The organism is Rhodobacter capsulatus (genome assembly GCF_052363185.1).
Taxonomy (GTDB): domain Bacteria; phylum Pseudomonadota; class Alphaproteobacteria; order Rhodobacterales; family Rhodobacteraceae; genus Rhodobacter; species Rhodobacter capsulatus_E.
On the sequence record NZ_CP198955.1, the window covers coordinates 532,367 to 554,507 of the forward strand.

17 protein-coding genes are annotated in these 22,141 nt (G+C 65.5%); 7 read left to right on the plus strand and 10 right to left on the minus strand.

Going from position 1 to position 22,141, the window contains the following annotated elements; genetic code table 11:
- Window positions 1-4 precede the first annotated feature (4 nt).
- Entirely contained in the window at window positions 5-1,042 is a 1,038-nt protein-coding gene (locus ACTTAG_RS02715; RefSeq protein ID WP_444464072.1) for a hypothetical protein, read from the plus strand.
- 33 nt (window positions 1,043-1,075) lie between these two features.
- Here the strand turns inward: ACTTAG_RS02715 and ACTTAG_RS02720 are convergent, their stop codons facing one another.
- A complete protein-coding gene (locus tag ACTTAG_RS02720; protein WP_444464073.1) occupies window positions 1,076-2,521 on the minus strand; it encodes a tryptophanase in 1,446 nt (481 codons plus the stop codon).
- Between the two features lie 165 nt (window positions 2,522-2,686).
- Between ACTTAG_RS02720 and ACTTAG_RS02725 the strand changes: the two genes are divergently transcribed.
- The 4 genes from ACTTAG_RS02725 to ACTTAG_RS02740 all read left to right on the plus strand — a co-directional run bounded on the left by ACTTAG_RS02725 (window position 2,687) and on the right by ACTTAG_RS02740 (window position 8,804).
- Window positions 2,687-2,899: a hypothetical protein gene (locus tag ACTTAG_RS02725; RefSeq protein ID WP_444464074.1), complete on the plus strand. Its 213-nt coding sequence runs from the start codon at window positions 2,687-2,689 to the stop codon at window positions 2,897-2,899.
- Between the two features lie 386 nt (window positions 2,900-3,285).
- The gene (locus tag ACTTAG_RS02730) at window positions 3,286-4,497 is read left to right on the plus strand and encodes an acetyl-CoA C-acetyltransferase (protein WP_444464075.1); all 1,212 of its coding nucleotides are present in this window, start codon (window positions 3,286-3,288) and stop codon (window positions 4,495-4,497) included.
- A gap of 11 nt (window positions 4,498-4,508) precedes the next feature.
- Window positions 4,509-6,695 carry a 3-hydroxyacyl-CoA dehydrogenase NAD-binding domain-containing protein gene (locus tag ACTTAG_RS02735; RefSeq protein ID WP_444464076.1) on the plus strand — a complete coding sequence of 729 codons (2,187 nt, stop codon included), beginning with the start codon at window positions 4,509-4,511 and terminating at the stop codon, window positions 6,693-6,695.
- Window positions 6,696-6,788: 93 nt separating this feature from the next.
- On the plus strand, window positions 6,789-8,804 hold the full coding sequence (locus tag ACTTAG_RS02740) for a M3 family metallopeptidase (RefSeq protein ID WP_444464077.1): 2,016 nt from the start codon (window positions 6,789-6,791) through the stop codon (window positions 8,802-8,804).
- 152 nt (window positions 8,805-8,956) lie between these two features.
- On the opposite strand, the gene ACTTAG_RS02745 is transcribed toward ACTTAG_RS02740, so the two are convergent.
- Window positions 8,957-9,838 (minus strand): cation diffusion facilitator family transporter, encoded by an 882-nt coding sequence (locus ACTTAG_RS02745; protein ID WP_444464078.1) that lies wholly within the window; start codon window positions 9,836-9,838, stop codon window positions 8,957-8,959.
- A 51-nt stretch (window positions 9,839-9,889) separates the two neighbouring features.
- The gene (locus ACTTAG_RS02750; protein ID WP_444464079.1) at window positions 9,890-10,510 is read right to left on the minus strand and encodes an SH3 domain-containing protein; all 621 of its coding nucleotides are present in this window, start codon (window positions 10,508-10,510) and stop codon (window positions 9,890-9,892) included.
- Between the two features lie 87 nt (window positions 10,511-10,597).
- On the opposite strand from ACTTAG_RS02750, the gene ACTTAG_RS02755 reads away from it, so the two are divergent.
- Window positions 10,598-11,584 (plus strand): 2-hydroxyacid dehydrogenase, encoded by a 987-nt coding sequence (locus ACTTAG_RS02755; protein ID WP_444464080.1) that lies wholly within the window; start codon window positions 10,598-10,600, stop codon window positions 11,582-11,584.
- A 54-nt stretch (window positions 11,585-11,638) separates the two neighbouring features.
- Here the strand turns inward: ACTTAG_RS02755 and ACTTAG_RS02760 are convergent, their stop codons facing one another.
- On the minus strand, window positions 11,639-12,355 hold the full coding sequence (locus ACTTAG_RS02760; protein WP_444464081.1) for a hypothetical protein: 717 nt from the start codon (window positions 12,353-12,355) through the stop codon (window positions 11,639-11,641).
- A 192-nt stretch (window positions 12,356-12,547) separates the two neighbouring features.
- On the opposite strand from ACTTAG_RS02760, the gene ACTTAG_RS02765 reads away from it, so the two are divergent.
- Window positions 12,548-15,046: a GcvT family protein gene (locus ACTTAG_RS02765; protein WP_444464082.1), complete on the plus strand. Its 2,499-nt coding sequence runs from the start codon at window positions 12,548-12,550 to the stop codon at window positions 15,044-15,046.
- Window positions 15,047-15,207: 161 nt separating this feature from the next.
- Here the strand turns inward: ACTTAG_RS02765 and ACTTAG_RS02770 are convergent, their stop codons facing one another.
- The 6 genes from ACTTAG_RS02770 to carB form a co-directional block, all read right to left on the minus strand.
- Window positions 15,208-16,041 carry a GH25 family lysozyme gene (locus tag ACTTAG_RS02770; protein WP_444464083.1) on the minus strand — a complete coding sequence of 278 codons (834 nt, stop codon included), beginning with the start codon at window positions 16,039-16,041 and terminating at the stop codon, window positions 15,208-15,210.
- 96 nt (window positions 16,042-16,137) lie between these two features.
- Complete coding sequence (locus ACTTAG_RS02775; RefSeq protein WP_074552981.1) at window positions 16,138-16,497, minus strand: carboxymuconolactone decarboxylase family protein; 360 nt, start codon at window positions 16,495-16,497, stop codon at window positions 16,138-16,140.
- 46 nt (window positions 16,498-16,543) lie between these two features.
- Window positions 16,544-17,617 (minus strand): NAD(P)/FAD-dependent oxidoreductase, encoded by a 1,074-nt coding sequence (locus tag ACTTAG_RS02780; RefSeq protein ID WP_444464084.1) that lies wholly within the window; start codon window positions 17,615-17,617, stop codon window positions 16,544-16,546.
- A gap of 209 nt (window positions 17,618-17,826) precedes the next feature.
- On the minus strand, window positions 17,827-18,006 hold the full coding sequence (locus ACTTAG_RS02785) for a hypothetical protein (RefSeq protein ID WP_444464085.1): 180 nt from the start codon (window positions 18,004-18,006) through the stop codon (window positions 17,827-17,829).
- A 5-nt stretch (window positions 18,007-18,011) separates the two neighbouring features.
- Window positions 18,012-18,227: a hypothetical protein gene (locus ACTTAG_RS02790; RefSeq protein WP_444464086.1), complete on the minus strand. Its 216-nt coding sequence runs from the start codon at window positions 18,225-18,227 to the stop codon at window positions 18,012-18,014.
- Window positions 18,228-18,678: 451 nt separating this feature from the next.
- On the minus strand, window positions 18,679-22,011 hold the full coding sequence (gene carB, locus ACTTAG_RS02795) for a carbamoyl-phosphate synthase large subunit (RefSeq protein WP_444464087.1): 3,333 nt from the start codon (window positions 22,009-22,011) through the stop codon (window positions 18,679-18,681).
- Between the last annotated feature and the right edge of the window lie 130 nt (window positions 22,012-22,141).

Consider the following 22,141-nt stretch of genomic DNA (forward strand, 5'->3'; position numbering starts at 1 on the left):
CGAGATGGGCGAGCCCCAGTCCGAGCGCAAGACCCCCGAAGGCGGTGCGGTGCCATGGTCGCCCGTGCCGCAACCGGACGTGCCGCCGCGCCGCACCGAATGGGTGGCGGGCGGTCTGACGGTGCTTTGGCTGGCGCTGGTCGGCGCCTTTTGGCTGTTTTTGCCCGCGGGCGAGGCGACGGGGATGACTGTCGGCACGCTGGTGGTGACGGTCGTAGGCGTCGTGCTGCCGGTGGTGATGATCTGGGTGGCCGCCATCACCGCGCGCACCGCGCAGGAGATGCGCGCCGAGGCGCAGGCGCTCAAGGTCTCGCTCGAGGCGATGCGCTCGGCCTGGCTCAACCAGAACCAGAGCCGCGCCGGTCAGGCGCTGGAACGCAAGCTTGACGAGGTGGCGATTGCCGCGCGGCAGGCGGAAACGGCGCTGGCGACGTTTTCGACCCGGCGCGAGGGTGTGTCGGTGCCCCCCCCGGCCGAGCGCAAGGCGGCCCTGGCCACGCCCATGCCCGCCGCGCCGCTCGACGATCAGCCGACGCTGGCGCTGGGCACCCCCGCCGAGGACATGAAGCCGCCGGTTTCGATGGCCGATTTCATCCGCGCCATGCAGTTTCCCGACAATGCCGAGGACAAGGAGGGCTTCCGTGCCCTGCGCCGGGCGCTGGAAGACCGGACCATGGCGAAATTGCTGCGCGCGGCGCAGGATGTGCTGAACCTCTTGGCGCAGGACGGCATCTACATGGACGATCTGAAGCCTGACCGCGCCCGGCCCGAGTTGTGGCGCCGCTTCGCCAAGGGCGAGCGCGGCCGCGAGATCGCCGCGCTGGGCGGGGTGCGGGATCGCTCGTCCTTGGCGCTGACCTCGGGGCGGATGCGCACCGACACGATCTTTCGCGACGCCGCGCATCATTTCCTGCGCCAGTTCGACCGCACCTTTACCGAATTCGAGCAAAACGCCAGCGATCAGGAAGTGGCGGAACTGGCCGAGACCCGCACCGCCTGCGCCTTCATGCTGCTGGGCCGCGTCACCGGCACCTTCGACTGAGGATCGGGGCCCGAAGGCCCCGACCTTTCGGATTTACAGGCTGTCGCCGAAATCGGCGCGGAACTTCGCCGCCAGTTTCTGCTGCCAGTCGCCCACCGGATCGAGCCGCCCGTAGAAGAAGCGCAGGATTTCCGGTTCCTCGACAAAAACCAGCCCGCCCACCAGATCGCGGTTCTGATAAAGCCAGTCGATCCGGTCGATGGCATATTTGACCTGAGAGAGCGTGAACACCCGCCGCGGCATCGCCAGCCGCAACAGCTCCATGTTCGAATAGACTTCCGTGCCGTCCGGGTTGCGCTGCTCGGACAGCGAGCCGCGTTCCATGCCCCGAATGCCCGACGCGATAAACAGCGCCGAGGCCAGCGCGCCTGCCGGATATTGCGACTGCGGGATATGCGGCAGGAAGCGCATCACGTCGATATGGCAACCGAGGCCCCCGGGCGGGGTGATGACGGGCACGCCGCGTTTCACCAGTTCGTTGACCATATATTCGATGAAAAGCGGGCCTTGCGAAATCATGTCCACGTCCATGGTTTCCTCAAGACCCACGGTCAGCGCCTCGATTTCCCGCACCGACATGCCGCCATAGGTCAAGAAGCCCTCGTAAAGCGGCACCAGCACCCGCATCTTGCGGTAAAGCTCTTCCGAGCGGATGCAGATCGCCCCACCGCGGGCGCAGCCCAGCTTGCGGGCCGAGAAATAGATCACGTCGCACAGATCGGCGATCTGCCGGGTGATTTCGGCAATGCTCAGATCCTTGCAGCTGTCTTCGCGGGTCTTGTTGAACCACAGGTTGTCGGCCAGAAGCGAGGCGTCCAGAACGAAGATCATCCCGTGCTTGTCGCAGGTGGCGCGGATCTCGCGCAGGTTGGCAATCGAGATCGGCTGCCCGCCGATCAGGTTCGTCCCCGCCTCCATCCGCACGAAGGCGATCTTGTCGGCGCCATGGGTGGCGACAAGGCCTTCGAGCTTCGATATGTCCATGTCGCCCTTGAACGGATGGGTCGAGGTGACCTCAAGGCCGCGGTCATAGGGGATTTCCTCGACCGAGCCGCCGTTCAGCACGATATGCGCCTTGGTGGTGGTGAAGTGGTAGTTCATCGGCACGATCGTGCCCGGCTTCACCAGCACCTGGGACAGGATGTTTTCGCAAGCCCGGCCCTGGTGGGTCGGCAGGATGAAGTTCATCCCGAATAGCTCGACCAGCTTCGCCGCGAATTTCTCGTAGGTGGCCGAGCCCGCATAGCTGTCGTCGGCGACCATCATCGCCGCCATCTGCCGGTCGGACATCGCGTTCACGCCGCTGTCGGTCAGCATGTCCATGAAGACATCGCGGTTTTGCAAAAGGAAGGTGTTGTTGCCCGCCTCGGCAATGGCTTTCAGCCGGTCCTCGATCGGCGCAAGGGTGAGCTTTTGCACCACCCGCACCTTGTGCATTTCAAGCGGCACGGTGTCGCCGCCAAAGAATTTCACGACCATGTTTTCCTCCCGGGCCGGTGGCCCTGTTTCCCGCCGCGATTGAGCGCCAGAGTGCCGCGCCGATCAATCCGCGGCGGCTGCGGCACAAGATCACGGCGGCGGGCCCGGGGCTCTGGCCTTCGGGGCGGCCTCGGCTTAGGCTGAGGGGCTAAAAAGGACCCGCCCATGCCCAAACGCCTGCGCCTGACGCGCCGCTTTCCGGTTTCGATGACGAATGACGCCTATCGCGTGCTGCACCGCTTCGCCGCGGAAGCCGGGCTGAGCCCGGACGAGGCTTTGTGCTTCGTTTTCGAGCATTTCAACTCGGTCATGCATGCCGAGAACCTGACGGTGCGGCTGCGGCTGTTCAAGGCGGAGCTTGAGGCGCGCAAGGCCTGAGGGCGCGCCGGGGGCCGGGGTCGGCAAGGGCGTATTTGGACCAAGAAAAAGCAGGCTCGAAACGAGTCCTTAACCATGCTGCGCAATGCTGGAGCCACGGTACAGGCTGGCGAGCCGATGACCGTCCAAGGAAAAGCCGCCCCGGCGCGGGGAATGATCTTCCCGAGAGGCTTGAGTGACCTCCGTCAGCCGGGGCGCATCTTGGCTGCTGCTTTTTCTTGGTCCAAATACGCCTCTTTGCGACCTCTCCTCCATGCGCCTTTCGTGACGTTGCGCCACTTTGTCGCCAGGCTACTTACGCGCACGTCAATTCGTTGCAATATGGGTCCCGACGCGGGATTTCCCGCGACGGGACAGGCCCGGTTCGTCCGGGCAGAGGAGGAGCGATGACCGAAGCCTATATCTATGACGCCTGCCGCACGCCGCGGGGCAAGGGGCGCGCTGACGGCAGCCTGCATGAAGTGACCTCGGTGGCGCTGTCGGCGCGGCTTCTGGATGCGGTGGCCGCGCGCAACGGCCTGACCGGTCACGCGGTCGAGGATGTGATCTGGGGCAATGTCACCCAGGTGGGCGAGCAGGGCGGCTGCCTGGCGCGGTCGGCGGTGCTGCTTTCGGGTCTGGATCAGTCGATCCCCGGCCTGTCGATCAACCGGTTTTGCGCGTCGGGCATGGAGGCGGTGAACCTTGCCGCCAATCAGGTCAAGGCGGGGGCGGGCGCGGCCTATATCGCGGGCGGGGTCGAGATGATGAGCCGCGTCGCCATGGGCTCGGACGGGGCGGCGATCGCCGTGGACCCCAGCCTGGCGATGAAGACGAATTTCGTGCCGCAGGGGATTTCGGCCGATATCATCGCCACCGAATACGGGTTCACCCGCGAGATGGCCGATGCTTTGGCGGTCGAAAGCCAGCGCCGCGCCGCCGAGGCCTGGGCCGAGAACCGCTTCGTGAAGTCCATCGTGCCGGTGCGCGATCAGAACGGCCTGACGATCCTTGAGCGCGACGAATATCTGCGCCCGGGCACGACGATGGAGGATCTGGCCAAGCTCAAGCCCGCCTTCAAGGACATGGGCGAGGTGATGCCGGGCTTCGACAAGGTGGCGATGCTGAAATATCCGCATCTGGAGCGGATCGAGCATATCCATCATGCGGGCAACTCCAGCGGAATCGTCGATGGCGCGGCGGCCGTGCTGATCGGCTCGAAGGACTTCGGGGAAGCGCATGGGCTGAAGCCGCGCGCCCGCATTCGCGCGACCGCGAAGATCGGCACCGATCCGACGATCATGCTGACCGGCCCGGTGCCTGTCACCGAAAAGATCCTGCGCGACAGCGGCATGGCCATTTCCGACATCGACCTCTTCGAGGTGAACGAGGCCTTTGCCGCCGTCGTCCTGCGCTTCATGCAGGCGTTCGACGTCGGTCAGGACCGGGTCAACGTGAACGGCGGCGCGATGGCGCTGGGCCATCCGCTGGGCGCCACCGGTGCCATCATCATCGGCACGCTGCTGGACGAACTGGAACGCCGCGATCTGTCCACCGGCCTTGCGACGCTGTGCATCGCGTCCGGCATGGGCGCGGCCACCATCATCGAACGGGTCTGAGGGAGGAAACCATGACCGATTTCACCTGTGACCTTGGCGCCGATGGCGTTGCCACCCTCACCTGGGACGTGCCCGGCAAGTCGATGAACGTGATGAGCCTTGAGGGGCTGGCCACGCTTGTTTCCCATGTCGATCGCTGCCTTGCCGATCCGGCTTGCAAGGGGATCATCCTCACCTCGGGCAAGAAGGATTTCGCCGGGGGCATGGATCTGAATGTCATCGCGAAAATGCGCGAGGGCGGCGCGCAGGCGGTGTTTGACGGCGTGATGCAGCTGCATGCCGCGCTGCGCAAGATCGAGCGCGCGGGGATGGACCCGAAGACGCTGAAAGGGGGCAAGCCGATCGCATGCGTCCTGCCGGGCACGGCGCTGGGCATCGGGCTGGAACTGCCGCTGTCGTGCCACCGCATCTTTGCCGCCGAGAACCCGAAGGCGAAGATCGGCCTGCCCGAAATCATGGTCGGCATCTTCCCCGGTGCGGGCGGCACGACGCGGCTGGTGCGCAAGATGGGCGCGATGATGGCGGCGCCCTTCCTTCTGGAAGGCAAGCTCTCCGACCCCAAGGCCGCCAAGGCCGCGGGGATCATCGACGAGGTTTGCGCCGATCCGATGGCTGCGGCGCGGGAGTGGGTGCTGAAAGCGACCGATGCCGATCTGGTCAAGCCCTGGGATGCCAAGGGCTACAAGATGCCGGGCGGCGCCCCCTATCACCCGGCGGGCTTCATGACCTATGTCGGCGCTTCCGCCATGGTTTCGGCGAAGACGCTGGGGGTCTATCCGGCCGCCAAGGCGCTGCTGTCGGCGGTTTACGAAGGCGCGCTGGTGCCCTTTGATCAGGCCCTGCGGATCGAGGCGCGCTGGTTCACGCAAGTTCTGATGAACCCGTCTTCGGGCGCGATGATCCGGTCGCTGTTCATCAACAAGGAGGCGCTCGAAAAAGGCGCGAACCGGCCGAAGGTCGCCGATCAGACGGTGCAGAAGCTGGGCGTTCTGGGCGCGGGCATGATGGGGGCGGGCATCGCCTATGTCGCCGCGAATGCGGGGATCGAGGTGGTGCTGATCGACAGCACGCAAGACGCGGCCGAGCGCGGCAAGGCCTATTCGACCGGCATCCTCGACAAGGGCATTCAACGCCGCAAGGTGACCGAGGCGAAAAAGGCCGAAGTGCTGGATCGCATCACCGCAACCACCGATTACGCGGCGCTGGCGGGCTGTGATCTGGTCGTCGAGGCCGTCTTCGAAGATCCGGCCGTCAAGGCCGAGGTGACGGCGAAAGCCGAAGCGGTGATCGGCGAGGGGGCGATCTTTGCCACCAACACCTCGACCCTGCCGATCTCGGGTCTGGCCAAGGCCAGCAAACGCCCGGCAAACTTCATCGGCATCCACTTCTTCAGCCCGGTCGACAAGATGATGCTGGTCGAGATCATCCGCGGCAAGGACACGGGCGAAGTCGCGGTGGCCAAAGCGCTCGATTTCGTTCGCGCGATCCGCAAGACGCCCATCGTCGTCAATGACGCCCGCTTCTTCTACGCCAACCGCTGCATCATCCCCTATATCAACGAGGGCATCCGCATGGTGGCCGAGGGGGTGAACCCGGTCTTGATCGAGAATGCCGCGAAGCTGGTCGGCATGCCGCTCGGTCCGCTGCAGCTGGTCGATGAAACCTCGATCGACCTTGGGGTGAAGATCGCCAAGGCGACCAAGGCCGCGATGGGCGAGGCCTATCCCGATGGCGCGGTCGATGAGGTCGTGTTCTGGATGGCCGAGCAGGGGCGGCTTGGGAAAAAGGCCAATGCCGGCTTCTACGCTTACCCGGAGGGCAAGCGCGGCGGTATCTGGGAGGGTCTTGCGGCGCAATACCCGCGCGCCGCAGATCAGCCTGAACTGACCCATGTGCAGCATCGTCTGTTGATGGTGCAGGTGCTGGAGGCCGTGCGCGCCTTTGAACAGGGCGTCCTGACCGACATCCGCGAGGGTGACGTCGGCGCGATCCTGGGCTGGGGTTTCGCGCCCTGGTCGGGCGGCCCCTTCGCCTGGCTCGACATTCTGGGTGCGGCCCGGGCGGTCGAGATCTGCGACGGGCTTGCCGCCCAATACGGCGCGCGGTTTGAGGCCCCGGCGCTGTTGCGCGACATCGCGGCCAAGGGCGACAGTTTCTACGCCCGCTTCGGCGCGGGTACGGCGGCGCAAGCGGCCTGAACCTGCGATCACGCGAAAGGGGGCGGTGCTTCGGGCATCGCCCCTTTTCCTTTGCGCCCGCGCAGCCTAGCTTTGGCGCAAAGGAGTGACCCCATGACCAATCCGCTTCTGGCCGAGGGCATCGGCCCCTTCGCGCTGCCCGATTTCGCCGCGATCACCGACGCCGATTTCGCCCCCGCTTTTGACATCGCCCTGACCGAGGCCCGCGCGAATATCGCCGCCATCGCGGAAAACCCGGAGCCCCCGAGTTTCGCCAATACGATCGAGGCGCTGGAACTGGCCGAAGGCCTGCTCGACCGGGTGGCGGGGGTGTTCTACAACCTCTCGGGCGCCGACAGCACGCCTGCGCGCGAGGCGCTGATGCGGGATCTGGCGCCGAAGATGGCGGGTTTCGCCTCGGAAGTGACGATGAACCGGCCGCTCTTCGCGCGGATCGAAACGCTTTGGGCGAGGCGCGACGACCTCGATCTGAGCCCGGAACAGGCCCGGGTGCTGGAACTTTATCACAAGATGTTCGTGCGCTCGGGCGCGGCGCTTGCGGGCGCCGAGGCCGACCGGATGACGGAAATCAAGGAACGGCTGGCCGTTCTCTCGACCGCCTTTTCGCAAAACCTGCTGGCCGATGAACGCGACTGGTTCCGCCCTCTGGCCGAAGACGAGCTGGAGGGCCTGCCCGATTTCGTCGTGGCCGCGGCGAAAGCCGCGGGGGCCGAGCGCGGGCTGGATGGCCCGGTGCTGACGCTGAACCGCTCGCTGATCGTGCCGTTCCTGCAATTCTCGTCGCGCCGCGATCTGCGCGAATTGGCCTATGAGGCCTGGGTCGCGCGCGGCGCGAATGGCGGGCCGACCGACAACCGGGTGATTGCGGCGGAAATCCTGAATCTGCGCGAGGAACGGGCGAAACTCTTGGGCTATGACAGTTTCGCCGCCTACAAGCTTGACCCCGAAATGGCGAAGACGCCCGAAAACGTCCGCGATCTCTTGATGCGGGTCTGGGCGCCCGCCAAAGCCGCGGCCGAGGCCGATGCGGCCAAGCTCACCGCGATGATGCATGCGGACGGGGTGAATGGCGATCTGGAGGCCTGGGACTGGCGCTATTATTCCGAAAAGCGCCGCGTCGCCGAGCATGATTTCGACGAGGCGGCGCTGAAACCCTATCTCTCGCTCGAGGCCATGCTGGCAGCGATGTTCGACACCGCGACCCGGCTTTTCGGCCTCACCTTCCGCCCGATCGAGGGGCCGTTCTATCACCCGGACGTGCGCGGCTGGGAGGTCAGCCGCAAGGGCCGCCACATCGCGGTATTTCTGGGCGATTATTTCGCGCGGCCCTCGAAACGCTCGGGCGCCTGGTGCTCGGCGATGCGGTCGCAAAAGAAACTGGGCGGCGAGACGCGGCCGATCGTGGTGAACGTGTGCAACTTCGCCAAGGGCGATCCCTGCCTGCTGTCCTATGACGATGCGCGGACGCTGTTTCACGAATTCGGCCATGCGCTGCATCAGATGCTCTCCGACGTGACCTATCAATTCGTCTCGGGCACCTCGGTCGCGCGCGATTTCGTGGAACTGCCAAGCCAGCTTTACGAACATTGGCTGGAGGTGCCCGAGGTGCTGGAGCGGCACGCCCGCCATTGGCAAACGGGCGAAACGATGCCGAAGGCGCTGCGTGACAAGCTCTTGGCCGCCGCAACCTATGATCAGGGCTTCCTGACGGTGGAATTCGTCGCCTCGGCTTTGGTCGATCTGGCCTTCCACGAGGGCGCGGCGCCCGCCGATCCGATGGCGCTGCAGGCGCAGGTTCTGGCCGGGATCGGCCTGCCGAAGGCGATCCGCATGCGCCATGCGACCCCGCATTTCGGCCATGTCTTCAGCGGCGACGGCTATTCGGCGGGCTATTACAGCTACATGTGGTCCGAGGTGATGGATGCAGACGCCTTTGCCGCCTTCGAAGAGACCGGCGACGCTTTCGACCCGGCCACGGCGGAGCGGTTGGAACGCTGCATCCTCTCGGTTGGCGGATCGGTGCCCGCCGATGCAGCCTGGCTGGCCTTCCGCGGCCAGACCCCGGGGGTCGAGGCGCTGCTGAAAGGGCGCGGCCTCGTGGAGGCCTGAGCCGCCATATCCCACGGGGGTGCGGGGGTTTCACACCCCCGTGGGATATTTCCGCCAAGGTGAAAGGGCGCCCGGGCTTTGTTTTCACCTTGGGGCAAATATCCCGGGGGGAGCCTCCGCAGGAGGCCGGGGGGCAGCGCCCCCCGCCTTGGCTAGCCTTGCCAGACATCCATGTGGATGATCACATCGGCCTGCGGATAGGCCTCGCGGATGGCGCGTTTCAGGCTGCGCGCGATCGCATGGGCGGCGTCCAGCGTCTGCTCGCCATCCAGTTCGATATGCAGTTGCACGAAGATGCGCGCGCCCGCGGTGCGGGTGCGCAGGTCGTGAAAGCCGCGCACGCCGGGCCAGAGCGCGGCGATCTCGGCGATGCCCTGCACCACATCGGCGGGGGCGGCGCGGTCCATCAGCGCATGCCAGCTGGCGACACCGATCAGCGCCGCGCCGCGCAGCATCAAGGCCGCGGCGAAAATCGCGATCACGCTGTCCGCCCGCGCCCAGCCGAAGCGGGCCGACAGAAACAGCGCCAGAATGGCGCCGACCGTCGGCAGCAGGTCGCCCACGTAATGCAGCATGTCGGCCGCCACGACCTTGTTGCCGGTCAGCCGCGCCACGCGGCGTTGCCACAGCACCAGCGCCGCCGTCAGCCCGGCCGAAACCGCCATCACCGCGATCCCCGCGCCCTCGGCCGCAAGCGGCACCGCCGGCGCCATCAGCCGCTCGAGCGAGGCCCAGAGGATCAGCCCGCCCGAAGCGGCAACGAAGATCGCCTGACCGAGCGAGACCAGATCCTCGATCGCGCTGTGCCCGAAGGTGTGATCGTCATCGGCGGGCCGCGCCGCATAGACGATCGCCGCCAGACCGGCCGCCGAGACAAAAAGATCCATCGCCGAATCGGCGAGCGAGGCCGCGATCGACAAGGCCCCGGTCGCCCAAAGCGCCCAGAGCTTCAGCCCGACCAGCACCGCGGCGACGCTGACCGAGGCAAAGCCCGCCGAAAGGTTCAGTTTCTGCGAGGGGGCATCATAGGGCATCGGCGACTCGGGGCTGGGGTGCGGGCCCTGTCCCTAGCCGATCTGCCGGCCTCAGTCACGGATTTCATCCGCCTCCACGCCCCAGATCGCCGTTTTCGGCACCCAGCCGTCGGCCTCCTCGGCGCTGATCTCGCACCAGTCCGGGGTGCACTCCTCGAGCCGCGCCACCGCCCCCATCTCGGCCAGCGCCACCACCGCCGATTTCGCATCGGCGCGGGCGTGAAGCTCGGTCATGTCCTCCTCGACGATCACCGTGCGCACGCCCGACAAAAGCGCGTAATGTACCCAGCCGCCCGCGCCGTCGCGGTCTTCGACCCGGCGCCAGTGGCCGAATTCCGCAGTGACCCGCAGGGGCATGCCGGGATGGGTGAAGACCCAGTCGATGCGATGGCTGAGCGAGGGGCCGCGCCGGGCGTTGCCCTCGGAGCCCTTGAGCGAGACGAAGCGCGGCAGCGGCAGGTTGGTCACCGGGCCGCGCCCGTTTTGCGCCGCCAGCGCCTGCGCCACCGCGGCCTCGCTGGGGATCGGCTCGTCGTCGATCTCCTGCGCGGGGGCAGGCGGCGCGCCCAGTCCCAGCGCCGCGGCCAGAATCAGCCCCGTCAGCCTGCCGCGCAGGTGTTGCCCGCAATCGGACGCGCAACAAAATTGCGCCGCCACGCCAAAAATCGTCATTTCTGCTCTCTCCGGGCCTTGTAACTTGCCCCTTTGACGGTCAATTTGCACGCAAGCACACAAGTTTGGAAGAGAGGAGAGACAACCATGCCCGCACCGCGACTGAGTGTTGTCGTGACGCGACGGTTGCCCGAAGTGGTCGAGACGCGGATGAAGGATCTTTTCGACGTCACCTTGCGGGAGACGGATGAAAAGATGACCCGCGAGGAGCTGGTGGCGGCGATGCAGGGGGCCGACGTGCTGGTGCCGACGCTGACCGATCACATCGATGCCAACATGCTGGCGGCGGCGGGCAACCGCTTGCGTCTGATTGCGAATTTCGGCGCCGGGGTCGATCATATCGACGTCGCCTCGGCGCGCTCGCGCAATGTGCTGGTGGCCAATACCCCCGGCGTCGTGACCGAGGATACCGCCGACATGGTGATGTCGCTGATCCTCGGCGTCACCCGGCGCATCCCCGAGGGGCTGGCGGAAATGGCGCGCGGCGACTGGCAGGGCTTTGCGCCGATGGCGAATCTGGGCGGGCGGATCGGCGGCAAGCGGCTGGGCATCATCGGCATGGGCCGGATCGGTCAGGCCGTGGCCCGCCGCGCCGCCGCCTTCGGGATGGAGATCCATTATCACAACCGGCGGCAATTGCGCCCCGAGACCGAGGCCGATCTGAAGGCGACCTTCTGGGACAGCCTGGATCAGATGGTGGCGCGGATGGATGTGATTTCGGTGAACTGCCCGCATACGCCCTCGACCTTCCATCTGCTCAATGCGCGGCGGCTGAAGCTGATGAAGCCTTCGGTCGTGATCGTGAACACCTCGCGCGGGGAGGTGATCGACGAAAACGCGCTGGTGCGGGCCTTGAAGGCGGGCGAGGTCGCCGGGGCGGGGCTCGATGTCTATGAACACGGCGCCAATATCAACCCGGCGCTGCGCGAGCTGCCCAATGTGGTGGCGCTGCCGCATATGGGCTCGGCCACGCGCGAGGGCCGGATCGAGATGGGCGAAAAGGTGATCCTGAACATCAAGACCTTTGCCGATGGCCACCGGCCGCCGGATCTGGTCGTGCCGGGGATGCTGTAAGCGAAAGGGCGGCCGCGGGGCCGCCCTTTTCACAGCACGCGCCGCCGGTCGCGGTCACATCGTCAGCCGGACGGTGCGCCCCCGTCCCTGCTGGCGTTCGGGGCTGACGGCGGCCAGCGACAGCGTGGAATAGGCGCCCTCGCGCGCCTGTGCGGCGGCCAGCTGGCTTTGCATCTGTTCTTGCGCCGAGGGCTTGTCGGTCAGGCTGGTGCCGCGCCGGGCGCGTCCCTCGGCCAGGGCCTTTTCGCTCATCTGCCGCAGCGCATCGTCCTGCTTGCTCACATCGACGCGCGTCTGCGCCAGATCGGTCTTTTGCGCCAGCGGCGAGGTCTGTTCGATCAGCGCGTTCAGTTCCTCGACATTGCCGCCGGGCTTGCCGCCCGCCTGCTGATCCTTCAGCACCTCGATCGGGGTCGGTTCGCGGACCTTCATTTCGGCTTCGGCCTGCGCCGCGATCTTCTTCACCGAATAGACCGCCCCGGCGGGCTGGCTTTCGGTGCTGGCGATTTCGCGCTTCATCGTGTCGGCGGCCGAGTTTTCGGGCATTTTCGCCGCCTCGCGCGAGACGTCGCGCATGGCGGTCAGCGAGGAGCGGACCACCTCGCCCATCTGGCGGCTGGCCGCGGTCGCTCCGGCCCCGGCTGCGGTCGCGGCGGTCTGCGGCGTTGCCGGGCCCGCCTCGGCGGCGGACCGGTCAGTCGAAGCACGGTCGGCCCCCCGGGAGACCGCAGGCACGGCAGAGACGGCAGAGATGGGCGCAATCATCGACATGGCAGCCTCGGAACAACAACGAACGCGGCCAGTCTACACCCGCGGGCGCTGCCGATCATGGTAAAGCTCACCAAATGGTAAACCCGGAGGATCTTGGCCGGTTCGTGTCGTTTTTCGCCATCAAATGTCGGCAACGCTTGCCCGAAGCTTGGCCAACCTGCGACAACGGGGGAAACGCTTCAGGAGTGCCCGATGAAGACCCATGTCAAAGCCCTTGTCGTCGGCGGCGGTGCCGTCGGCTGTTCGATCGCCTATCATCTGGCCAAGGCGGGCTGGGAGACGATGCTTGTCGAGCGTGACGAGCTGACCTCGGGCTCGACCTGGCACGCGGCCGGTCTTTTGCCGCTGTTCAACATGAGCTATGCGACGACCCACATCCACAAATATTCGGTCGATCTTTACAAGCAGCTGGAGGCCGAGACGGGGCTGAACGCGGGCTTTTCGGTCTGCGGCAACCTGCGCATGGCGCAGACGCAGGACCGGATGGACGAATACATGCTCTATTCGAGCGTGGCCGAAACCGCGGGCGTTTATCACGAATTCCTGACCCCCGCGCAGATCAAGGAGCGCTGGCCGCTGGTGCGGACCGACGATCTGAAAGGCGCGCTCTTCCACCCGCAAGATGGCTACATCAACCCCGCCGACGTGACCCAGGCGATGGCCAAGGGCGCCCGTCAGCGCGGGGTCGACATTGTCCGCAAGCTGCAGGTGAACGGCTACAAATGGACCGGCTCCGAATGGATCGTGACGCTGGAAAAGATGGTCGAAAAGGGCGGCAACCTTGTCGGCTCGGGCGAGCTGATCGACGTTCATGCCGAGCATGTGGTGACGGCGACGGGCAACCACGCGCAGCGCACCGCGCGGCTTTTGGGCATCAAGATCCCGGCGATTCCGGTGGAACACCAGTTCATCGTCACCGAGCCCGATCCGATGCTGCAGGAATGGCGCAAGAACAACCCGGAACACCCGGTTCTGCGCGATGCCGATGCGAAATGGTATGTGCGCGAGGAACGCGGCGGCTGGATCCTTGGGCCCTATGAAAAGGGCGCCCCGGCCCGGTTCCTCTATGACGTGCCGGAGACCTTCCGCGCCGATCTTTTCCCGCTCGATCTCGAACGCATCGAGGCCGAATACATGTCGATGATCCACCGGATCCCGTCTTCGGAAACCGTGGGTCTGAAAGACGATTTCAACGGCCCGATCTGCTACACGCCGGATGGCAACCCGCTCGTCGGCCCGGCCCCGGGGCTGCGCAACATGTGGCTGGCCGAGGGCTTCAGCTTCGGCATCACCGCCGCGGGCGGCACCGGTTATTATCTGGCGCAGCTGATGGTGAATGGCGAGGCCGAGATCGACATGGCCAGCCTCGATCCCAAACGCTACGGCAACTGGATGACCACCGAATATGCCGCGCGCAAGAACGAGGAATGCTACGATCACGTTTTCATCCTGCACCACCCGGACGAAGAACGCGAAGCCTGCCGCCCGCTGCGCACGGCGCCCGCCTATGAGCGACAGCTTGCGATGGGCGCGCAGATGGGGCAGGTGAACGGCTGGGAACGCCCGAACTACTACGGGCCCCTCGATGCGCCCGCCGATTTCGACCACAATTCCCGCAGCTTCCGTCGCGGCGCGTGGTGGCCCCATGCGGTCGCGGAAGCGCAAGCGATCCGCGAAACGGCGGGGATCATCGACGCCTCGGCCTTCACCAAGCATCTGGTGCGCGGCCCCGGCGCGACGGCCTTCCTCGACCATTTCACCTGCAACAAGCTGCCCGCCGTGGGGCGCATCAACCTGACCTATGCGCTGACCGAGGCCGGCACGACGCGGACGGAATACACCATCGTCCGTCTGGCCGAAAACGAATACTACCTGATCTCGGCCGGGGCCTGGACCGCCTATGACTATGATTTCCTGCAGAAATCGGCCGATGACTTCATGGCGGCCGGTGGCGGTCACATCGACATCCATGATGTCACTACGCAATGGGGCGTCTATGCGCTGGCAGGCCCCAATGCCCGCGCGATCCTGAACGAGATCGTCAAGGACGCGGCGCCGGAAACCGTGCTTGGCAACAAGCGCTTCCCGTGGCTCAGCTGCCGCAACATCGAACTGGGCATGTGCCCGGTCCGCGCGATCCGCGTGGCTTACACGGGGGAACTTGGCTGGGAGCTGCATTATCCGATCGAATTCGGCCGCTACCTCTGGGATCTGATCTGGTCGGTCGGGCCGAAACACGGGCTGAAGCCGGTGGGCGCGCGGGCGCAGAACTGGCTGCGGCAGGAGAAGAGCTACCGCGCCTTCGGCAACGAACTGGGCCGCGACGCGACGCCGATGGAAGCCGGGCTCGACCGCTTCATCGACCTCACCAAGGACTTCCGCGGCAAGCAGGCGATGCTCGATACCGGCATCCGCGCGAAATGCGTGACGCTGCTCATTGACGGGCCCTCGGACACCGATCCCTGGGGCAAGGAAGCGCTGATCCACAACGGCGAAAAGGTCGGCCGTCTGACCTCGGGCGGCTGGTCGGTGGCCTTCGGCAAGCAGATCGGCATGGGCTATGTCCGCCCCGATCTGGCCGAGGTCGGCACGAAGCTGAAGGTGAAGATCCAGCTGAAAGAATGGGATGCGGTCGTCACCGAAGACAGCCCGCATGACCCGACGAACGCCCGCATCCGCAAGGATGGCTGAAACAGGCGGGCCGGGGGGCAACCTCGGCCCGTTCGCTTCTGGCCCCTGTCGCAAGGGCGTATTTGCGCCAAGAAGAAACCCTGCGTTTCACCTTGGGTCAAATATCCCGGGGGGTGAATTGGCCGAAGGCCAAGAGGGGGGCAGCGCCCCCCTTTTTCCGTTCAACGCTGGGCGCGGGCAGCGAGCCAGCTTTCCCAGGCCCCGCGCGATCCGGCAAAGGCGTTGATGTCGACGATGCCGCCCACGCCCGGAACGACGCCGGTGCCGGTATATTGCCAGAAGGTCCAGCGCTCGCCCGGGTAGCGCTCGGACGGGTGCGCCGTCACCGCGCGCAGCCAGAAATCCACCCCCGACAGGCTGCCCAGATCGTTGTCGGCGTAGAAATCGGGCGTCGTATAGACAACGGGTTGCGTGCCGTAATGGCGTTCGAGCAGACTCAGGAAGGTGCGCATTTCGGACCGCACCTTGGCGGCCTCGGGACGCAGCTTGCAACTGGGCGAATCGGGGTTCCATTCGATGTCGAGCACCGGCGGCAGATCGCCCGCCACTTTCGGCACGTTGCGGATGAACCAGGCCGCCTGTTCCGAGGCCGGGCGGCAGAAATAGAAGAAGTGATAGCCGCCGACCGGCACGCCCGCGGCCCGGGCGGCCGCCGCGTTCAGATCGAAGCCCGGATCGACGCGGTCGCCGCCCTCGGTCGCCTTGAGCCAGGCGAAGGACACCCCGGCCCCCCGCGCCGCGGCCCAGTCGATCGCGCCCTGATAGCGCGCGGCATCCAGCCCGTGCACCGCGTAATGGTCGGGGGTGATTCCCTGCCAGGGATGCGGGTCGGTGTCGCCGAACCCCGCGGGCAGGCCGGGGGCGCGGTGATCTGCAGCGTCCAGCCGGTCGGGGGTTTCAAGCCGCCCCTTCACCGGGCCGGAATCCGGTCGGCCGCCGCAGCCAAGAACCAGCGCGCAAAGCGCCGTGGTGAAAAGGATCGTGGAAATCCGCATGCCTGCCCCTGCCCGTGCTGGTCTGATTTGGCCCAAGGGTGACGCAAAACGCCCCCGCTGTCACGGGGGCGTGGCCGGGCTGGCGGAGATTTGCGTTCAGGCGGTGGTGGTGCCCGGTTGTTCGGCGGCGAGCTCGTCCCAGCAGGCCAAAGCATGGGCCGCATACATCATCGCCGGGCCGCCGCCCATCTGGATCGCCACGGCGCAGATATCGGCCAGCTCTTCGCGCGTGCCGCCCGCGCGCATCATCGCGCCGATGTGAAAGCCGATGCAGGGCTCGCAGCGCTGCGCGATGCCCATGGCCAGCGCGATCCATTCCTTTTGCCGCTTGTCCATCACCCCGTTTTCGGTGATGGCCTTTTCCATCTCGCCAAAGCCGCGCATCGCCTCGGGGATGACCTTGCGCATCACGCGCAATTCGCCGCGCATCGTCTCGATCTTGGTCTTGTAGCTCATCTGGGCCTCCTTATTTGAGACCTTGATATATTCAAAACATGGAATGTCAATCGAAACGCGACGGGTCGAGGGCGGACAGAAGCGCGCGGTCCAGCGCGGGCGGGCGGCCCGCGATCAGATCGGCGACCAGTTCCGCCGCCGCAGGCGCCAGCTGGAAGCCATAGCCGCCCTGACCGGCCAGCCAGAAAAATCCGGGCGCCGCGGCGTCAAAGCCGATCACCGGCGCGCGGTCGGGCGCAAAGCTGCGCAGCCCGGCCCAGTTCGCCAGAAGCCGGGTCACCGGGGCGGTCACCGCCTCTTCGTAGCGCGCCAGACCCTCGGCCAGAACCATGTCATCGGCCCAGGCGTCCTGCGGTTCCATCGGGTCCTCGTCGGCGGGGGAGACGATCAGCGCCCCGGCGTCGGGCTTCATGTACCAGTCCTCGCCCCCGCCGATCACCATCGGCCAGCGCCGCACATCCATCCCCTCGGGCGCCGGGATCCGCGCCATCGAGCGGCGCAGCGGCGTGATGCCACGGGGCCGCACCCCGGCCAGCGCGGCGACCTGATCGGCCCAGGCGCCCGCGGCATTGATCACGATCTTCGCGGTGAAGACGGCGCCCCCGGCCTCGACCTCCCAGCCCGTGGGGCTGCGGGTGATCCGGCTGGCGCGGGACCGGGTGCGGATCGTGGCACCTGCCGCCCGGGCCTCGCGGGTGTAGCGGGCCAAAAGCGCGTCGGTGTCGATATCCTTCGCCCGGTCGGCATAACCGGCAAAGGCCACCGTCGCGGGGTTCAGGATCGGCCAGAGCGCCTGCGCCTCGGGGATTGTCAGCGTATCCAGTTGAAAATGGGCCAGATGGTCGCGGAACCGGGCCTCGTGGTCGGCGTCATCCACCACCATCAGCCCGCGCGGGGTGAGCAGCCCCGAGCCTTCGTAAAAGCCCTGCGAGGCGAGCGAGAGCGCCACCACGACCGGATTGCCATAGCGCGGTTCATACAGCGCGGCCGAGCGGGCGGAGGCGTGATAGGCCAGATCGGCCTCTGCCTCGAGCAGGGTTACCGTGCCGAGGGGGGCGAGATGGGCGGCCGCGGAAAGCCCCGCGATGCCACCGCCAAGAATGAGGAAATCGGTCTGCATGGCAGCAGGTTAGTGGGGCGCCCGGGCAAAGAAAAGGGAGATTGCATCGCGGCTTGTCGCGGGCGTAGGCTGAGCGCAGCCAAGGAGGGCGCGATGAAACAGGTTTGGATGCTTGGACTTCTGCTGGCTCTGGCGGCCTGCGGCGACAGCGTGCCGCTGGTGCCGTTCCTTTGAGAAAATGCGGCGCGCTTGTGGCGCGCCGCAGGGTGTCACTTCTCTTTGCGGACGCCTTTGAAAGGTGTCTTGTCAGAGGTTTTGACGTCCATGAACCGGCCCGTTTCGGTGTCGCGCTTGACCCAATGATCCGAGGGAGTCTGGGTTTGAGAACGATCCTTGATGGCACCGATGCGGTGATTGTCACCTTTCGGGGGATGGGTCGCCACGGTCATGCCTTTCAGGTGGAATGGCACGCTTGGCAGCAATGCTTGCAGCCGTTGATGCGATACCACGTCGGATGACGGCGCTTTGCTTCGGCGACAGCGCTGCTGCAGTTGGTGAACTCGCCCAAGTATTCGCGATTAGCAGGGCTGGGAAGCCAGCCGCAGCCAGCAGTGTGGACTTCGTAATCGCCGTTGGGTTGCTGGTTCGTGTTGAGATAATAGCTCGCCATTTTCCTCGCTCCTTAGCTTGAGGAATTGATTGCATTGGAGCGGACGAAGGCTTAGAATCAAAGCGCAACCAGAGACTCATCGCGGCTTCGTCCGCTTTGGTTTTCGAGAAGGCCGGCCCTGTGGTCGGTCTTTTTGATTCACGGTCCTGCTTGGGGGCAACCTCCCACGATTTCGACATCACAGAATCAGGCAGGCTGCCCGACACTGTTAACGATAGGGGGAATCCACGAGCAAGTCCAGCCGGAACCATATATGGCGCATTTCGCGCCAAGTCGCGTGTAGGTTGGTTCTAGGCCAATATGTTGTGGATATCAACTGGTATTATACATGATTTCAAGAAATTCTCTCATTTGTTCATGTGGATAACTTGCCTTGCTGCGAACAAATCGCGATCAAATCAATAAGGCGCCCGTTGGGGCGCCTTATTCTTCTCGTTAAAATACAGATAGGTCACGCCTGCAGCGGCCGGACCGAGATTTCGCCCTCGGCGCGGCTCTTCATCGCGGCGACGGCGGCGATACTGGCGGCGGCGGTGGTGAAATAGGGGATCTTGTCGTAAAGTGCTACGGCGCGGATTTCGCGGCTGTCCGACACCGACTGGTTGCCGTCGGTGGTGTTGAAGACCAGCGCGATATCGCCGTTCTTCAGCCGGTCAACGATGTTCGGACGGCCCTCGTAGACCTTGTTCACCGCCTCGGCCTCGACGCCCTTTTCCTTCAGCCAGGCGCCGGTGCCGCGGGTGGCGACCAGCGTGAAGCCCATCGCGATCAGATCGCGGGCGGCCTGCGCCAGATCATCCGACTTGTCGGCATCCTTGATCGACAGGAACACCCGGCCGCTTTCTGGCAGATGCGTGCCCGCGCCCATCTGCGCCTTGAGGAAGGCACGCGGGAAGTTGCGGTCCCAGCCCATCACCTCGCCGGTCGAGCGCATTTCCGGCCCGAGCAGCGTATCGACACCCGGGAAGCGGGCGAAGGGCAGCACCGCCTCCTTGACCGAGAACCAGGGCGTGTTCGGATCGGCGAGCGTCAGCGGATCGGCGAAGGGCAGGGGGGTTTCCGGGCCCACATCTTCGGGATAGGCGGCGCGCTGCGGGAAATTCGCCATCGGCTCGCCCGCCATCAGCCGCGCGGCGATGGAGGCAATGGCCGAGTCGGTCGCCTTGGCAACGAAGGGCACGGTGCGGCTGGCGCGCGGGTTCACCTCCAGCACATAGATCACCCCGTCCTTGATCGCGAACTGCACGTTCATCAGCCCTACAACCCCCAGCGCCAGCGCCATTTTCTCCGTCTGCGCCTTCAGCTCCGCCACGGTTTCCGCGCTCAGCGAATAGGGCGGGAGCGAGCAGGCCGAGTCGCCCGAATGGACGCCCGCTTCCTCGATATGCTGCATGATGCCCGCGACATGGACGGTCTTGCCATCCGAGAGCGCATCCACATCCACCTCGATCGCGCCGGACAGGTAGCTGTCCAGAAGCACCGGGCTGTCGCCCGAGACATGCACGGCGGTGGTGATGTAGCGTTTCAGATGGTCGGTGTCGCGCACGATTTCCATCGCGCGGCCGCCCAGAACATAGGACGGGCGAATGACCAGCGGATAGCCGACACGGCCCGCGATTTCAAAGGCTTGCGCCTCGGTCGAGGCGATGCCGTTGACCGGCTGCTTCAGTTCCAGATCGTTCAGAAGCTGCTGGAACCGCTCGCGGTCTTCGGCCAAGTCGATGGCGTCGGGCGTTGTGCCGAGGATCGGAATCCCTTCGGCTTCCAGCGCATTCGCGAGCTTCAGCGGCGTCTGGCCGCCGAATTGCACGATCACCCCGTGCAGCGTGCCGTTGTCCTGTTCGACGCGCAGGATTTCCAGCACATGTTCCAGCGTCAGCGGCTCGAAATAGAGCCGGTCCGAGGTGTCATAGTCGGTCGACACCGTTTCCGGGTTGCAGTTGATCATGATGGTTTCATAGCCCGCCTTCGTCAGCGCGAAGCAGGCATGGCAGCAGCAGTAATCGAATTCGATCCCCTGACCGATCCGGTTCGGGCCGCCGCCCAGAATGACGACCTTCTTGCGGTCCGAGGGCCGGGCCTCGCATTCGACATCGCCCATCGCGGGCACTTCGTAGGTTGAATACATGTAGGGGGTCTGCGCCTCGAATTCGGCGGCGCAGGTGTCGATGCGTTTGAAGACAGCGGTGACGCCCAGATTGCGGCGGGCACGGCGGACCTGCCCCTCGTCGCGGCCGGTCAGTTTCGCCAGACGGGCATCGGTGAAGCCCATCATCTTCAGCTTGCGCAGGCCCTTTTCGTCCAGCGGCAGGCCGTTCTTGCGGATCGCGGCCTCGGCCTCGACGATTTCGCGGATGCGGGCCAGGAACCACGGGTCAAAGGCGGTGGCGGTGACGATTTCGTCATCGGTCAGGCCATGGCGCATCGCCTGCGCGATGAGCCGCATCCGGTCCGGGGTCTGGCGCGAAATCGCCTTGATCACCGCGGCCTTGTCGGGGGCGCCCTCGATGGCGATCTCGTCAAAGCCGGTCAGGCCGGTTTCCATCGAGGCCAGCGCCTTTTGCACCGATTCGTGGAAGGTCCGGCCGATCGCCATCGCCTCGCCCACCGATTTCATCGCCGTGGTCAGCTCGGCCTTCGAGCCGGGGAATTTCTCGAACGCGAACCGCGGGATCTTCGTCACGACATAATCGATGGTCGGCTCGAAGGACGCGGGCGTGACCTTGGTGATGTCGTTGTCGAGTTCGTCCAGCGTGTAGCCGACGGCCAGTTTCGCCGCGATCTTCGCAATCGGGAAGCCCGTCGCCTTCGAGGCCAGCGCCGAGGACCGCGACACCCGCGGGTTCATCTCGATCACCACCATGCGGCCGTCTTTCGGGTTGATCGCCCATTGCACGTTCGAGCCGCCGGTTTCGACGCCGATCTCGCGCAGAACGGCAATCGAGCCGTTGCGCATGATCTGATATTCCTTGTCGGTCAGCGTCAGCGCCGGGGCAACGGTGATGGAATCGCCCGTGTGCACGCCCATCGGATCGACGTTTTCGATCGAGCAGACGATGATGGCGTTGTCGGCTTTGTCGCGCACAACCTCCATCTCGTATTCTTTCCAGCCCAGCAGCGATTCATCAATCAGCACCTGCGCGACGGGCGAGGCATCAAGCCCCGAGCGCACGATGGCCTCGTAATCGTCCCGGTTATAAGCGACGCCGCCGCCGGTGCCGCCAAGGGTGAAGGCCGGGCGGATGATCGCGGGCAGGCCGATATGCTCAAGGTCGATCAGCGCCTGACGCACGCCGGCCGAGATGTCGTATTTGCCGTTTTCCAGCTTCGGCGCGGAAATGATCGTGGCCTTCGGATTTTCCAGCCCGATCCGGTCCATCGCCTCGCGGAAGAGCTTCCGATCTTCGGCCATCTCGATGGCTTCGCGGTTGGCGCCGATCAGTTCGACGCCGAATTTCTCCAGCACGCCCATGTCGGCCAGCGCGAGCGAAGTGTTCAGGCCGGTCTGCCCGCCCATCGTCGGCAACAGCGCGTCGGGGCGTTCCTTTTCGATGATTTTCGCGACGACCTCGGGGGTGATCGGCTCGATATAGGTCGCATCGGCCATTTCCGGGTCGGTCATGATCGTCGCCGGGTTCGAGTTCACCAGAATGACCCGGTAGCCTTCTTCCCGCAGCGCCTTGCAGGCTTGCGCGCCGGAATAGTCGAATTCGCAGGCCTGCCCGATGATGATGGGACCGGCGCCGATGATGAGGATGGACTGGATGTCGGTTCTCTTCGGCATGGGGAACCCCTTCATGTGATGGCGCGGCAAGGCGCACCGGGCCACGGGGTCCGGTGCGCAAATTGATGGGCGTTATAGTCGGGTGGCGGCGCGGCGCAAGCGTCATTCCATGCGCGGCGGGCGGATTTGA